Annotated in this window: 16 protein-coding genes; 7 read left to right on the plus strand and 9 right to left on the minus strand. The window is 42.1% G+C overall.

All coding sequences use genetic code 11. The features are described 5' to 3' along the window. Positions 1-113 precede the first annotated feature (113 nt). The 7 genes from VB732_RS22795 to VB732_RS22820 form a co-directional block, all read right to left on the minus strand. Positions 114-1,127, minus strand: a complete 1,014-nt coding sequence (locus VB732_RS22795; protein ID WP_323233177.1) for an aspartate carbamoyltransferase catalytic subunit — start codon at positions 1,125-1,127, stop codon at positions 114-116. Between the two features lie 113 nt (positions 1,128-1,240). Beyond that, on the minus strand, positions 1,241-2,593 hold the full coding sequence (gene mgtE, locus VB732_RS22800) for a magnesium transporter (protein WP_323233178.1): 1,353 nt from the start codon (positions 2,591-2,593) through the stop codon (positions 1,241-1,243). Between the two features lie 584 nt (positions 2,594-3,177). Continuing rightward, positions 3,178-3,612: a DUF4112 domain-containing protein gene (locus VB732_RS22805; RefSeq protein WP_323233179.1), complete on the minus strand. Its 435-nt coding sequence runs from the start codon at positions 3,610-3,612 to the stop codon at positions 3,178-3,180. Between the two features lie 589 nt (positions 3,613-4,201). Beyond that, the gene (locus VB732_RS22810) at positions 4,202-4,399 is read right to left on the minus strand and encodes a DUF6887 family protein (RefSeq protein ID WP_094328787.1); all 198 of its coding nucleotides are present in this window, start codon (positions 4,397-4,399) and stop codon (positions 4,202-4,204) included. Beyond that, on the minus strand, positions 4,396-4,578 hold the full coding sequence (locus tag VB732_RS36025; RefSeq protein ID WP_416235770.1) for a DUF6888 family protein: 183 nt from the start codon (positions 4,576-4,578) through the stop codon (positions 4,396-4,398). The genes VB732_RS22810 and VB732_RS36025 overlap by 4 nt, the downstream gene beginning before the upstream one ends. Next, positions 4,578-4,763 carry a ribbon-helix-helix protein, CopG family gene (locus VB732_RS22815; protein ID WP_292830614.1) on the minus strand — a complete coding sequence of 62 codons (186 nt, stop codon included), beginning with the start codon at positions 4,761-4,763 and terminating at the stop codon, positions 4,578-4,580. Before VB732_RS22815 ends, VB732_RS36025 begins: the two co-directional genes overlap by 1 nt. A 98-nt stretch (positions 4,764-4,861) precedes the next feature. Beyond that, positions 4,862-5,020, minus strand: a complete 159-nt coding sequence (locus tag VB732_RS22820) for a hypothetical protein (protein WP_323233180.1) — start codon at positions 5,018-5,020, stop codon at positions 4,862-4,864. On the opposite strand from VB732_RS22820, the gene VB732_RS22825 reads away from it, so the two are divergent. Genes VB732_RS22825 through VB732_RS22840 form a run of 4 tightly spaced genes read left to right on the plus strand, consistent with a single transcriptional unit; the run spans position 5,011 to position 9,723 of the window. Beyond that, the gene (locus VB732_RS22825) at positions 5,011-8,217 is read left to right on the plus strand and encodes a glycoside hydrolase family 15 protein (protein ID WP_323233181.1); all 3,207 of its coding nucleotides are present in this window, start codon (positions 5,011-5,013) and stop codon (positions 8,215-8,217) included. The genes VB732_RS22820 and VB732_RS22825 overlap by 10 nt on opposite strands. 9 nt (positions 8,218-8,226) lie before the next feature. Next, complete coding sequence (locus VB732_RS22830; protein WP_323233182.1) at positions 8,227-9,075, plus strand: urease accessory protein UreD; 849 nt, start codon at positions 8,227-8,229, stop codon at positions 9,073-9,075. A 25-nt stretch (positions 9,076-9,100) separates the two neighbouring features. Further along, entirely contained in the window at positions 9,101-9,403 is a 303-nt protein-coding gene (gene ureA, locus VB732_RS22835; RefSeq protein ID WP_012407584.1) for an urease subunit gamma, read from the plus strand. A gap of 14 nt (positions 9,404-9,417) precedes the next feature. Then, a complete protein-coding gene (locus VB732_RS22840) occupies positions 9,418-9,723 on the plus strand; it encodes an urease subunit beta (protein WP_323233183.1) in 306 nt (101 codons plus the stop codon). A gap of 54 nt (positions 9,724-9,777) precedes the next feature. Here the strand turns inward: VB732_RS22840 and VB732_RS22845 are convergent, their stop codons facing one another. Continuing rightward, a complete protein-coding gene (locus VB732_RS22845; protein ID WP_323233188.1) occupies positions 9,778-10,155 on the minus strand; it encodes a GxxExxY protein in 378 nt (125 codons plus the stop codon). Positions 10,156-10,234: 79 nt separating this feature from the next. On the opposite strand from VB732_RS22845, the gene ureC reads away from it, so the two are divergent. The 3 genes from ureC (at position 10,235) to VB732_RS22860 (ending at position 13,248) form a co-directional block, all read left to right on the plus strand. After that, positions 10,235-11,950: an urease subunit alpha gene (ureC, locus tag VB732_RS22850; protein ID WP_323233184.1), complete on the plus strand. Its 1,716-nt coding sequence runs from the start codon at positions 10,235-10,237 to the stop codon at positions 11,948-11,950. Positions 11,951-11,953: 3 nt separating this feature from the next. Continuing rightward, positions 11,954-12,907: a transposase gene (locus VB732_RS22855; RefSeq protein ID WP_323233185.1), complete on the plus strand. Its 954-nt coding sequence runs from the start codon at positions 11,954-11,956 to the stop codon at positions 12,905-12,907. A 149-nt stretch (positions 12,908-13,056) separates the two neighbouring features. Next, positions 13,057-13,248, plus strand: a complete 192-nt coding sequence (locus VB732_RS22860) for a hypothetical protein (protein ID WP_323233186.1) — start codon at positions 13,057-13,059, stop codon at positions 13,246-13,248. A 39-nt stretch (positions 13,249-13,287) separates the two neighbouring features. On the opposite strand, the gene VB732_RS22865 is transcribed toward VB732_RS22860, so the two are convergent. Next, the coding region (locus VB732_RS22865) for a hypothetical protein (protein ID WP_323233187.1) at positions 13,288-14,031 on the minus strand (744 nt) is incomplete at its 5' end.

The following is a 14,031-nucleotide window of genomic DNA, read 5'->3' on the forward strand; positions in this document are numbered from 1 at the left end:
AAGAATTTTAAGTATGTAGAGACGCAATATATTGCGTCTTTACTCACATAGAAACGCCTCATCATCTTAATTCAAAGGTCTTTTGACTTTTGTAGTCATCTTAAAAATATCAGTTAAGTCTTGCCACTGCCTAATAAGTACAGCAGAGCCATACGAACGGCGATACCGCTAGTAACTTGCGATTGAATAAGACTAAATTCTGGGTCGTCCATCAATTCAGAACTAATTTCAACACCACGATTAACAGGGCCTGGATGCAAAACTTTTACATTAGGTTTACAAAGTTGCAACTTTGTGCGTGTAATACCAAATAGATGATGATATTCTCGCAAACTTGGCAGTAAATGAGCCGTCATGCGTTCCTTTTGTAGGCGTAGAGTCATCACAAAATCGGCATCTTGTAAAGCTGGTTCTAGCTGCCAGTGCAGAAAAAGTTGGGAAGTCGAGGAATAACTTTTAACTTGTGCCTCTTCAGAAATATACTCAGCAAATAATTTAGGTAACAAAGTGGGTGGTGCTGCGAGATGCACTTCGGCACCACTGGCAATTAAACTCCAAATATTCGATCGCGCCACGCGAGAATGAAGAATATCCCCAACAATGGCAATCTTCTTTCCCTTTAAAAGTTCCAGTCGGGGACTGGCTGGATCAATTAGAGTACAAATGGTAAATAAATCTAGCAGTGCTTGGGAAGGATGCTCATGTTGACCATCACCAGCATTGAGGACACTAACTTTTACACCTAAACGATCCATTTCAGCCGCGATCGCATTCGGTACTCCTGCCTCTCGATGGCGGACTACCATAATATCAGTTCCCATTGCCAAATAGGTCTTTGCCGTGTCGAGAATTGTCTCTCCCTTAGTCATAGAAGATGTGGCTGCTGCAAAGTTCAGCGTATCTGCACTTAAGCGTTTCGCCGCGAGTTCAAAACTACTGCGAGTCCGGGTAGAAGATTCAAAAAATAAATTCGCTACCACCTGTCCCTGCAAGGTTGGTACTTTCTTCGTCCGCCGCGATAGCACCTCTTGAAAAGAAGCCGCAGTTTGCAAAACTGTATCGTATTCAGTGGTAGTGAAGTCAGCTAAAGAAAGAATGTGATGACGATTCCAGGTTGTAGTAGGCATATTTCGGGAGTGGGGAGTGAAGAAGAAGCAAGGGAGCAGGGAGCAGGGAGCAAGGGAGAAGAATTTTCCCCCCTGCCCCTCTGCCTCTTTTCAATGCCCAATGCCCATTTCTTTCAAGTTGGTAAATGGAAAACGTTTAAAGCTAGAGAAATTAGGCTGAGGAACGTTAAAAAGCCAATTGTATCTAGCATTGTAGTCACTAATGGGCCACTAACCAAAGCCGGGTCAAGCTTCAGCCTAGTCAAAGCCATTGGCAGTAAAGTGCCGAGTGTAACAGCCACAATTGTGTTAGTTGCCATTACCATTCCGGCAATTAAAGCCACCCATCGTTCTTGGGGTCGCGCCCAAATTAAGGAAAGTAGCATCATCGTTATGGCTAAAGCTACGGCTGTGCCTAAACCTGCTAGAAGTTCTTTGCGAAGAATTTTTAAGGTATCTTTGGGTGTTACCTCTCCCACTCCCAAGCCGCGAATTGTTACTGTTAATGATTGAATACCGACAGTACCACCAGTGTTAGAAAAAATCGGCATGATGACTGCTAAGACTGGCACTGCGGCAATTACAGATTGAAAAGGCGCGATCGCACTGGCTGCACCAATATACATTGCCATAATGCCCAACAACCAAGGCAAACGGTTGCGGATGGTGAGTAAGGGAGAAGACAAAGCTGCTTCATCACCACTTACACCCGCCAGTTTTTGGATATCTTCTGTGGCTTCCTCCTCCAAAATATCCATGACATCATCAATGGTGACGATGCCAACCAATCGGTCTTCCCGATCAACCACGGGGATAGCAATTAAGTCGTAGCGCTGCATGATTCGCGCCACTTCTTCTTGAGGGGTTTCAGTTGTCACCTTAATGACGCGATCGCTAGAAATATCTTTGATGAAAACATCGGGAAAGGTAAACAACAACTGGCGCAGTGAAACTACTCTTACTAATGTCCGGTTGTCGTCTGTGACGTAGGCGTAGTAAATCGACTCTTTATCTTCGTCCTGACGGCGGATTTTACTTAAGGCTTCACCGACAGTCAATCCTTGCCGTAATCGCACATATTCGGTTGTCATCACCCGCCCAGCCGTACCTTCTGGATAGCCGAGAATCGTTGCTGTTGCTTGCCTTTGTTCTGGACTGAGTTCTTGTAATAGCCGTTTGATTACCCCAGCCGGTAGTTCATCAAACAATTCTGCCCGTTCGTCGGGACTCATTGCTTCTACAAGTTGCACTACCTGGACATCATGCAGAGAATTAATTAATTCTTCTTGCACCTCTGTTGGCAGATATTCAAATACATCAATTGCCTGAGCTTTGTTGAGTAAACGGAATGCGATCGCGCGTTCTTTCTCAGGCAATTGTGTAATGTAATCTCCTACATCCACAGGTTGCAAGCGATTTAAATCCCATTTCAACTGATTTAAATCTGTAGTATCAGTCAGCAAATCACGAATATCTTGTGTGAGCATGAGTATATCTCCTAAGTCTCCCCCGCGCTGGGAGACTGACTCGCCAGCTCAGAGGAGGTTGATACTGCCATCTGGTGGACTATTGCCCATAAAATTTCAACAATTCAATATCGATATCTAAGTTAAGGCATCGCTAGTCATCATCCTAACCCGGAATAGCGCTCTGCGGGAGATACTGAATATTAGCATTCAGCTTCTGCGATATTTTTAACCATTGAGTGATTTAATTACCCTGGTTTTCAGGTCATTTTCGTCTAATTTAAAGTAGATTTTACTACTCTCACAAGCTATGTGTCTTACCAATTAATGAGTTTACTCGCAAACTTTATATAGTTAAAATATTTACAAAATCAATAAATAGTATTTAGTATCAAGCAACTTCATGCATAGTCACCTGAACGACGGAGAATCACCATGATTGCAACAGCGTTGTCACGCCAGCGTAACGCACCGCAATTCTTTGGTGGATGAAGTTTTTCCGACTTGTGTGTACACCGGAGGCATCTCAGGTGGGAGATTAGGCTCTCGCTGTACACCGCAGACGAGATGAGCAAATTCGTCTAACTCTGTGTGATTTAAATGTTTTATTTGAGCGATTTCTGATTACTGATATTATTTATAGTTTCATTATGAGAGTAAAGTTCATCATAAACAACTTCTTCGAGTTTCGGTTCAACCACTGTCAAGTGTTGCTCTAAAATTGCCAAATTACGAATATTGGACTTATAGAAAGCATCAAACAAATCACCGACAAAAGGCACAGTACCAACAACTGTTTCCAAACCAACATTAAAAATCATTTTGGTTAAGTCTTGACGTGGAATGCCGAAGCGGGTAGCTAAAAATATGATGTAAGCTGAAAACGCTGTACTGATTAAATCACCAACACCCGGAACTAAACCGATAATTGGGTCTATTCCAATGTGAAAACCTGTTAGAGGGATACGTATTGATGTATCCATCAAACGGCTGAGTTTGCGGATGCGATTTAGAGTAGCAAGGCGTTTTGCAGTGTCCATAATTTACGATTTTACACTACTCTTAAGTTGCACTATTTTTAGTTCTTTGTCTTGTACCGTTAGAAATAACAACTATGAATAAAAATTCTAACTAAGCTAACGCGCCTACATATTGCACTATTTTCCGTGTAGAACGTTATTAGTCATTTGTGTTTACCAAGGACAAAGGACAACCTCACCTGTTCGCTCTGGCTTTGCTGCAATTTGCCGCATAATATCCTAAACTTAACGATCGCCTGCTCGATCTGATTGAGGAAGGTGTTGATGCGACTGTGCGGATTGGACTGAGCAACGAGTAATCGCAGTTTAATCATGCACCACTAGTATCTATGGTACGCCCCATAACACCCAGCAGAACTATTGCAGCATCGCTGTGTCAACTTTATCTATCTACAGATAGGGCGAGAAGCTAACTGGAAGTTTGAACAAATATCATATTTTAGTTTGCGATCGCGGTCATTTTCTAATCTACGACTAAAAATTACCTGTATTTCTGACTGTGTTAAACCCGTTTGGCAGAGGGCAAATAAATATATTTTCTTCTTCCTGCCTCCAGCAATAACTGCCCTCTGCCTTTCTTCAGTAATTTTTAGAGATTTTCTCGTGTCCGTTTTGCTTCTATTAGTTTTTCCAGTTCACCAATTTCATCTATGGTATAAAACTTCGGGTTAGGTTCAGCATTAATTTTATCCATTAGAGCGTGAAAAGCTTCTGTATCATTACGATTCTCTAATAAATAACGTTTTAACTCTACTTTGCTCATTGCTGCAAACTGAGGCTTATTCATTCGTCGTATCTCCATTCACCATTAGAGTTAATTACAATACCTGTTTCATCTCCAGCCAAGATATATATGTCTCCTGTTCGTTCATCTAATCTCACTATAAAGATAGGTAGTAGAAACGTTGTGAGGTTTTGGCAGAGGATAAAACAAGTCAAATTTTGTTTGGGTGTAGGATACCTCATCAAGGTTGACTTACCTTTTTGATTGCCGCATCACACCACATCCTGACAGCTTCTTCCATTGCCTCACTGTGACCTATTTCTAACTCAAGAGCTAGATGTTTGAAATTTTTAACTAAATCCTTGGGCAGATAGGCAGCACTCTGGGTGTAATCGCTGTGGGTGCGTTTGTTAATTCGAGTTTCCATGATAAAAAAGTTAATCTGCTGTTATGCTAGCATACTAGCTCATATCCCCCAGATTGCACTCCATAGCACGTAATTCTGACCACGCCGAAATAAAATCGCTAAAATTCAGTACCCAGAAGTCTACTAACACGAGATAATAATAAACTCACACTACCTTTAGCTGTTGTCCCATCAACCATTACAGAACTTGTTCTGGCTTGGTTTAGAGTCACAGGGTCAAATTTTGCAAGTTGTTCTGAACCAAGCCATGAAAACATCTACCAAATTGCTAACTCGCCTGGACTATTACTACCAGCAAATCAAAACGATTATCCTGACTCGCCAGAATCCGATTACCGGTTTACTACCTGCGAGTACAGCGATTACAGCCCACGGCGATTATACAGATGCTTGGGTGCGAGACAACGTTTACAGCATTTTGGCAGTTTGGGGTTTAGGACTTGCATACCGCAAGATTGACGATGATAAGGGACGCACCTATGAACTAGAACACAGTGTCATCAAACTGATGCGCGGGTTGCTCTTTGCAATGATGCGACAGGCTCATAAAGTAGAGACATTTAAACATACTCAGTCGCTACTAGATGGACTGCACGCCAAATACAATACTGCAACTGGTGACATTGTTGTTGGTGATGACGAATGGGGACATTTGCAACTTGATGCCACATCTATATTTTTACTGATGTTGGGGCAAATGACGGCAGCCGGATTGCAAATAATTTATAGCATTGATGAAGTGAATTTCGTCCAAAACTTGGTTTACTACATTGGACGAGCTTACCGCACACCAGATTACGGCATTTGGGAACGTGGTAATAAAATTAATCGTGGTAGTGCTGAGTTAAATGCCAGTTCCGTAGGTATGGCAAAAGCTGCTTTAGAAGCTATCAATGGACTGGATTTGTTTGGTGTGCATGGTAGTCAAGCATCAGTGATTCATGTGCTACCAGATGAAATTGCCCGCGCCCGGATTACCTTAGAATCGCTATTACCGAGAGAATCTGGTTCTAAAGAAATTGATGCGGCGCTGTTGAGTATTATTAGTTATCCTGCCTTTGCAGTAGAAGATTTGGAGTTACGCGATCGCACTTTAAACGATATTATCAACAAACTCGCAGGTAAATACGGCTGCAAACGCTTTCTACGTGATGGACACCAAACCGTTTTAGAAGATAGTCATCGTTTACACTACGAACCGTGGGAACTCAAGCAATTTGAGCATATTGAATGCGAATGGCCGTTATTTTTCACTTATTTAGTTCTAGATGGATTATTTCGCGGCGAGCAAGAACAAGTTAAAAAATACCAAAATCTTTTAGAATCATTACTCATAGAACAAAATGGTTTACGTTTACTGCCAGAACTTTATTATGTTCCAGCCGAAAACATAGAAGCAGAAAAGTTAGTACCCCAAACGCAACCACGTTTGCCCAATGAAAATGTTCCCTTGGTGTGGGCGCAGAGTTTATATTTTCTCGGTCAAATGTTGAGTGAAGGGTTACTAGCTGTTGGTGATATCGACCCTTTAGGAAGACATTTATGTGTGGGAAAACAGCGCGAATCATTGGTACAAATTGCCTTGCTTGCTGAAGATGAAGATTTACAGAAGAAACTAGAAGTTCACGGAATTGAAGCACAAACGCCTACCCAAGTAGAACCGATTCAAGTGAGAAAAGCTGGAGAATTTTCAGCTATTTATACCCAAATTGGACGTAACGATAAACTTGGTTTAACTGGGCGGCCAGTGCGACGGCTGCGGAGTTTGACAACATCTAGAATCTTTCGGATTAGCGGTGAAACAATTGTATTTTTGCCTTCATTCTCAGACTCTAAACAGTTTTACTTAACTCTTGATTACCATTTTCTGCTAGATCAAATTAGAAGCGAACTAGCTTACATTCAAAAATATTGGAGCGATTTAGGTCGTCCTACCTTGACTTTAATGTTGACGCACACCATGTTAGAAGCAGGTTCGGAAGCATTACTGGAATTAATGCAAGAACTAAAAGATGGTGTTTGTAACGGTGTGCGGGTGAAATTAGGGCGGCTAAATCAGCTAATGCTAACAGCCGGAATCCAAAGAATTGATTTTCTGCCCAATGCAGAATTTTCGCGATCGCCAGTGAAAAATTCTAGCCCACGTTGCTATTACCTAGCTTATCATCCTGGGAAAAACTGGCGCTTAGGACATACCCAAGAATTTCAAATGGAGTGTGAAACCAACTTAGGGTTATTACTTTCTTATCTGCGCTCATCAGAGAATATCTACGAGCAAATTGAGTTATTGCAAACTTTAACTCGCTTGCAAGGAATGAAATTTGATACAGGGTATGGCGGCCCAGGATATCCTGTCACCGTAGCCGATTTACTAGATGAAGTTTACACCAAAGCTGGAGATTTAGGTATTTGGGCAGTAGTGCGCCGGGCTGCGGGGTTACGGCAAATGGTTGATATTAGCCTATCAGATGCAGTAACAAGTATTTTGGTGCGGGGTAAGCAAATTGCTGTGGGTAAAGCTTACAGTGAAGCGTCCTTGATTAGCGTACCCATGCCTCACGATGAGATTGCCGATAAAATTAATCATTTTTGTCGTGAAGATATCCGCGATCGCGTCTTAACACAAGAGATTTTAATCTATGTTGGTATCTTAATTCGCTCAGAACCAGAACTATTTCAGGGACTACTAACGCTGAGAGTCGGCTATCTCATCTTACTAATCACCAGCGAACTAGCGCGGGAATTGCATGTTACTCAAGATGAAGCTTACGATCGCTTAATGCAACTTTCACCCTTTGAGGTGAAAACGCGCTTGCGTCAGGTATTAACTGGATATACTGGCATGAGTAACTTGTTACGCCAGCAAGAATCACTACACGTTAAGCAAAAAGAAAGTGATATTGCTTGGGTGGTGTCACCAGGAATCGCCGAAGGGATAGAAGTTCCGCCGGGAGGCTGGCGACGGTTTCGCCAAGCCGAGGGCGCGACAGGGCGCGTACCAAAGGAATTTTTTAAGCAAGTTTGGCTATTAATGCAACATTGCAAGGGCCTAGTAATTGGCGATAAACTAGAGCGGCGCAATCGTTTAGATAGTGAAATAATGTTGTCGGAAATGACAGCCGGGGAAAGAAATTTTGCTCTCTTGGTTGAGCATTTGCTGAATAAAATCGAAGCACCAGAATACCGCCAAGTTAATATTGAAGCATTAATCGAATTAGGTGCGATCGCAGCGAATAATCCCAAGCTACAAATCGAAGAGTATATCGTGTTGGATGTGTTGATTGGACATGCAGTGCGATTGGCGTGGCTAGAAAATCATAGTCAACGCAGCGATCGCTATGATGAGGATAAAGCGAGTGCGTGGCGATCGTTTTACAATACTTCTCCTAGAGATTGCGCTAGTTATATTTTGAAGGCGTTTAGGTTCTTGACGGAGTTTGTGAAAGATTTTTAAACGCAGACAATGACTTATAACTCTCAAACATCAGCATCATCAACTCAAGGTTGGCATGGCAAACTTAATTTAGTTTATGCCGATCGCCAGGGTAAAACCCAATTAATTTACAATCACCAGCAAGCGCCCCTGAAGGTACAACGCCCATTTTATCCAGAAGGTGAAATTTGTCATAGCGTCATTTTACACACGGCTGGGGGAGTAGTAGGAGGCGATCGCCTATCCTCTAACATCCACCTCCAACCCCAAGCCCAAACCTTAATCACCACGGCTGCTGCAAGCAAAATATACCGCAGCAATGGCTTACAAGCTAGACAAACCATCCAGATGCAGGTTGACGCTGGTGCTTGTTTAGAATGGTTGCCGCAAGAGACAATTTTATTTAACGACGCGATTTATCGGCAAGATTTACGGGTAGAATTAGCAACCGGGGGCAGTTGGTTAGGCTGGGAAATTACCCGATTTGGTCGCACTGCTAGAGGAGAAAAATTCTTGCAAGGAGAATGGCGATCGCATACGGGAATTTGGCAACAAGGTGTTCCTTTATGGATTGATCAGCAATGGTTACGGGGTAGCGAAGAAACTTTTCACAGTCCCCACGGCTTGGCCGGAAAACCAATCGTAGGTAGTCTAGTTTGGATTGGTGGTGCAGTTTCAGCAGAGATTGTCGAAAAAACGCGAAATTTATGGAATGGGGAAGGAGAAGCGGGTGTTAGCCGTTTACAACATGGATTATTGTGTCGATATCGCGGTGCTTCTACATCTGAAGTGAGAAACTGGTTTATTGATGTTTGGCAGCTGCTGCGAGTTTCTTTCTTGAATCGTGGTAATTGTATACCAAGAGTGTGGCAGGTTTGAACAAACCACAGAGGAGGAGGTATTAATGCAACTTACGCCGCAGGAAAAAGATAAGCTATTAATTTTTACAGCTGCTTTATTAGCAGAAAGACGGAAAGGAAGGGGTTTAAAACTGAATTATCCCGAAGCGATCGCTTATATTTCTGCTGCTATTTTAGAAGGTGCAAGAGATGGGCAAACTGTAGCTGAATTAATGAGTTATGGTACAACTCTATTGACGCGGGATGATGTCATGGAAGGAATACCAGAAATGGTGCATGATGTGCAAGTAGAAGCTACTTTTCCTGATGGCACAAAGTTAGTAACAGTACATAATCCAATTCGTTAATTTTTGAATTTATTATGATTCCTGGGGAAATTATCACACCAGAAGGTGAAATTGAACTAAATGTTGGTCGTCCAACTGTAAAATTGCAAGTGTCAAATACAGGCGATCGCCCCATACAAGTTGGTTCCCACTATCACTTTTATGAAGTTAACACCGCCTTAAATTTTGACAGAGAACAAGCGCGAGGAATGCGCCTCGATATTCCCGCCGGAACCGCAGTTCGCTTTGAACCAGGCGATGAGAAAGAAGTGACTTTAGTCCCCTTAGTTGGTAGCCGCCAAGTTTATGGATTTAATAGCAGAGTTAATGGCAGTCTTTAAGAAGAAATTTTTAAACGCAGAGGGGCGCGAAGATAAACGCAAAGGTACGCGGAGTTAGAGTTTATTGGCTACACGTTTGATGCCGTCTTTGAGGTGAAGGACATTAAAGTTGAGGAGAAGACCGAGTTTACAATTAGTGAGTTTAAGGTAAGTTAAAAGCTGTACTGAGTGAATTGGTTTGATAGATTCCACAGATTTAATTTCAATAATTACTTTATTTTCTACTATTAAATCTAATCGATAAACACAATCTAATTCTACTTTTTCATACACTAACGGTAATGGAACTTGCTTACCTACATAAAATCCTCTCTTCTTCAATTCATAACACAAACACTCCTCATACGCTGACTCTAATAAACCTGGCCCCAATGCCGTATGCACTCGCATCCCACAGCCAATTATCAGCCCACTCAAATCATTCTCATCCATACTCCGCGTACCTTTGCGCTTACCTTTGCGCCCCTTTGCGTTTAAACTCAATCATAACCTCAGTCTCAAGGAATGTATTATGTCTTACAGAATGGATCGCCGTGCCTACGCAGAAACTTATGGCCCAACAGTAGGCGATCGCATCCGACTTGCAGACACAGAATTATTTATTGAAGTTGAACAAGATTTCACCACCTACGGCGATGAAGTAAAATTCGGCGGCGGTAAAGTCATCAGAGACGGAATGGGACAATCCCCAATTTCTAACGCCGATGGTGCTGTAGATTTAGTAATTACTAATGCCTTAATTCTCGATTGGTGGGGTATTGTCAAAGCAGATATTGGCATTAAAGATGGCAAGATTTTCAAAATTGGTAAAGCCGGAAATCCTTATATTCAGGACAATGTAGATATTATTATCGGCCCTGGAACCGAAGCCTTAGCCGGTGAAGGAATGATTCTCACTGCTGGCGGTATTGATGCCCATATTCATTTTATCTGTCCCCAACAAATTGAAGTTGCGATCGCTTCTGGTATTACCACCATGCTTGGCGGCGGTACTGGCCCTGCTACGGGTACAAATGCCACTACCTGCACCCCCGGCCCTTGGAATATTTACCGAATGCTGCAAGCTGCTGATGCTTTTCCCATCAACTTAGGATTTATGGGCAAAGGGAACGCCAGTCAACCCCAAGGACTTGTAGAACAAGTAGCCGCCGGTGCAATGGGGTTAAAACTTCATGAAGACTGGGGAACTACACCCGCAGCAATTGATACTTGCCTCAGCGTTGCTGATGAATATGATGTGCAAGTAGCAATTCATACTGATACGCTGAACGAAGCCGGATTTGTCGAAGATACGATCGCTGCGTTCAAGAACCGTACTATCCACACCTACCACACCGAAGGCGCAGGCGGCGGACATGCACCAGATATCATCAAAGTTTGCGGCCAAGCCAACGTTTTGCCATCTTCCACTAACCCCACACGTCCTTACACCCTCAACACCTTAGACGAACACTTGGATATGTTGATGGTATGCCATCACCTTGATCCTGCGATCGCTGAAGATGTCGCTTTTGCCGAATCTCGCATCCGCCGAGAAACCATTGCCGCCGAAGACATTTTGCACGACTTAGGCGCATTTAGCATGATTTCTTCCGATTCCCAGGCGATGGGAAGAGTAGGCGAAGTGATAATTCGCACTTGGCAGACATCTCACAAAATGAAGGTGCAACGGGGAAGTCTTAATCCAGAAGGGACTGAGCAGAAAGCAGACAATTTTAGGGCAAAAAGATATGTTGCTAAGTATACGATTAACCCTGCGATCGCTCACGGAATTGCTGAATATGTGGGTTCAGTGGAAGAGGGAAAATTAGCAGATTTATGTTTGTGGTGTCCGGCGTTTTTTGGCGTGAAACCAGAAATAGTGATTAAAGGCGGAATGATTGCATGGGCGCAAATGGGCGATGCTAACGCCAGTATTCCCACACCGCAACCAGTGTATATGCGGCCGATGTTTGGTAGTTTTGCAGGTGCGCGTCATGCCACATCATTAACTTTTGTTTCCCAAGCAGCTTTAGAGAAAGAAATTTCCAGCCAGCTAGGTTTACAAAAGTCAGCAGTTGCAGTTTCTGGGACACGCCAATTGAGTAAGCGTGATATGAAGCTGAATGATGCATTACCTCACATTGAAGTTGATCCAGAAACATACCAAGTCAGGGCAGATGGAGAGTTGTTGATTTGTGAACCTGCGACAGTTTTACCAATGGCACAGAGGTACTTTTTGTTTTAATTCATGACCGAGCAACTTACTGATTACGATAGTCCTTGGAAAGAAGTTATTGAGCTATATTTTCCCCGATTTCTAGAATTCTTTTTCACGCAAGCTTATGCCGAAATTGACTGGACGCGACCTTATGAATTTCTGGACACAGAACTTCAACAGCTAGAACCGGATGCAGAAATTGGACGGCGTTTGGTTGATAAAGTTGCAAAAGTTTGGCTACTGGATGGAGAGGAAGCTTGGGTATTGGTTCATGTGGAAGTCCAAGGGCAATATGACAGCCAATTTGCCGAACGGATGTACACATATAATTACCGTTTGTTTGACCGCCATAAAAAGCGAGTCATTAGTCTAGCAGTTTTAGCAGATGAACAAGCGAATTGGCGACCTTCTAGCTACAGCTATCAGCTGGGCGGATGTCGCGTCAGTTTAGAGTTTCCTGTGGCGAAACTGTTGGACTATGAGCAAGGGTGGGAAACCCTAGAGCAAACAACCAACCCCTTTGGTGTAATTGTGATGGCGCATCTCAAAACCAAGGCAACAAAACGAAACCCACAAAATCGGCTACAGTGGAAACTAAGCCTAGTCAGACGGTTGTACGAACGGGGATATAGCCGGGAAGATATTCGGGAGTTATTTCGGTTTATCGACTGGATAATGGTTTTGCCAAAAGAGTTGGCACTTAGTTTTAAAACAGAAGTAAGAAGTTACGAGGAGGCAGATAGAATGCGGTACGTAACTAGTATTGAAAGGCTAGCAAAAGAAGAAGGAATTGTTGAAAATGCGAGAGAAAGCATCATTACAGTCCTAGAAACGCGGTTTGGAGAAGTGCCAAGCTCCATTCTCGAAGTTATCAATCGGATAGAAGAACCATCTGTGCTAAAAATGCTTTTCAAAAGTGCGATCGCAATTCCTTCCACAGCAGAATTTCAGCCAGTTTTAGATAGTCTCACCTCTGAGAAATAAGCGTGGGCATAGAGCGGCTGATTACCAGATATCGCTCTTAAAGATGAGAGTAATATTGCCCTCATCGGTTTTCTGTCTTGAGGTTACGATCAAATAGTTAAACATTGTATTTGATGTAGAAAATCATGCTACCTTTCAAGAAAAAAATTGTGACTGACGAAGCCATGCGTCCGGTAGCGGTGTTAATTGATTATCAGGACTGGCAGGAAATTGAGAAGATATTAGAAGCTCATCAATTACAACAAAAACAAGAGTTTAATTTAAACGAGTATGCAGGTGTAATTCAACTAACTCAAGATCCTTTAGAATATCAGCAGCAAATTAGGGATGAGTGGTGTTAACACAACCTTTAATTTTGATAGATACAAATTAATACTCAGTCATTGCAAATTTTGTGATGTGGGGTATTCTATATCTGGCTTTGTTTTAAAAATAACATTATCGAAATATACAGCAGCCCCATCATCCTTGCCTCGTAATGAGATAACTCCAATTTTTCCAGAAGCATAAGAGTCATCTTCAAATATCCCGACTCTTTGGCTATTAATCCATCCAATTACTTTTTTTACATTGCAAACAATTCTTAATCGATTTATATTATTACCTTGGTTGATGCTAGTAGAATGTTGCCAGCCCACTTTATCTTCCCATTTGTTACTGTCTATAAGCTTTCCCATCGAAAACTCCCCATTACCTTTAATTAGCAAATAATAAAAATTATGCTTTACACTAGATTTACTTGTATTGCTAGTTCGGGCAACTATACCGAATCCTGAATCATCAGTCCCATTGACTTTTTTAATATCAACTGAAAAATCCAAGTCTTTGAATCTCTGATTTTTATCACCCCAAATAGACAGTTTAAAATTATTATTTTTAATTTCAGGATGGAATAAACCTCCATTTTTTATACTTACTAATGCATCTTTATTCCACTTTTTGGATGGATCTTTAAAATCATCGGCAAGTACAATATTTGGAAAAAAGTCTATATTTTGTTGAAAATGAACGGTTATTAAGCCAGTTATAAATAGTATGCAAGGTATGGCAATAGCAATTAGATAAACTTTACCTAAATAAGAATATTGTTCTATACGTTTGAGAGATTGAATTAATCCTATAGC

The sequence above is a fragment of the Nostoc sp. UHCC 0252 genome, from assembly GCF_034931145.1.
Lineage (GTDB): Bacteria > Cyanobacteriota > Cyanobacteriia > Cyanobacteriales > Nostocaceae > Nostoc.

Coding starts and splice junctions, on each gene's coding strand:
- VB732_RS22795 (WP_323233177.1), bottom strand. CDS start 1,127: ATGCCTACTACAACCTGGAATCGTCATCACATTCTTTCTTTAGCTGAC.
- mgtE (WP_323233178.1), bottom strand. CDS start 2,593: ATGCTCACACAAGATATTCGTGATTTGCTGACTGATACTACAGATTTA.
- VB732_RS22805 (WP_323233179.1), bottom strand. CDS start 3,612: ATGGACACTGCAAAACGCCTTGCTACTCTAAATCGCATCCGCAAACTC.
- VB732_RS22810 (WP_094328787.1), bottom strand. CDS start 4,399: ATGAATAAGCCTCAGTTTGCAGCAATGAGCAAAGTAGAGTTAAAACGT.
- VB732_RS36025 (WP_416235770.1), bottom strand. CDS start 4,578: ATGAGGTATCCTACACCCAAACAAAATTTGACTTGTTTTATCCTCTGC.
- VB732_RS22815 (WP_292830614.1), bottom strand. CDS start 4,763: ATGGAAACTCGAATTAACAAACGCACCCACAGCGATTACACCCAGAGT.
- VB732_RS22825 (WP_323233181.1), top strand. CDS start 5,011: ATGAAAACATCTACCAAATTGCTAACTCGCCTGGACTATTACTACCAG.
- VB732_RS22820 (WP_323233180.1), bottom strand. CDS start 5,020: ATGTTTTCATGGCTTGGTTCAGAACAACTTGCAAAATTTGACCCTGTG.
- VB732_RS22830 (WP_323233182.1), top strand. CDS start 8,227: ATGACTTATAACTCTCAAACATCAGCATCATCAACTCAAGGTTGGCAT.
- ureA (WP_012407584.1), top strand. CDS start 9,101: ATGCAACTTACGCCGCAGGAAAAAGATAAGCTATTAATTTTTACAGCT.
- VB732_RS22840 (WP_323233183.1), top strand. CDS start 9,418: ATGATTCCTGGGGAAATTATCACACCAGAAGGTGAAATTGAACTAAAT.
- VB732_RS22845 (WP_323233188.1), bottom strand. CDS start 10,155: ATGGATGAGAATGATTTGAGTGGGCTGATAATTGGCTGTGGGATGCGA.
- ureC (WP_323233184.1), top strand. CDS start 10,235: ATGTCTTACAGAATGGATCGCCGTGCCTACGCAGAAACTTATGGCCCA.
- VB732_RS22855 (WP_323233185.1), top strand. CDS start 11,954: ATGACCGAGCAACTTACTGATTACGATAGTCCTTGGAAAGAAGTTATT.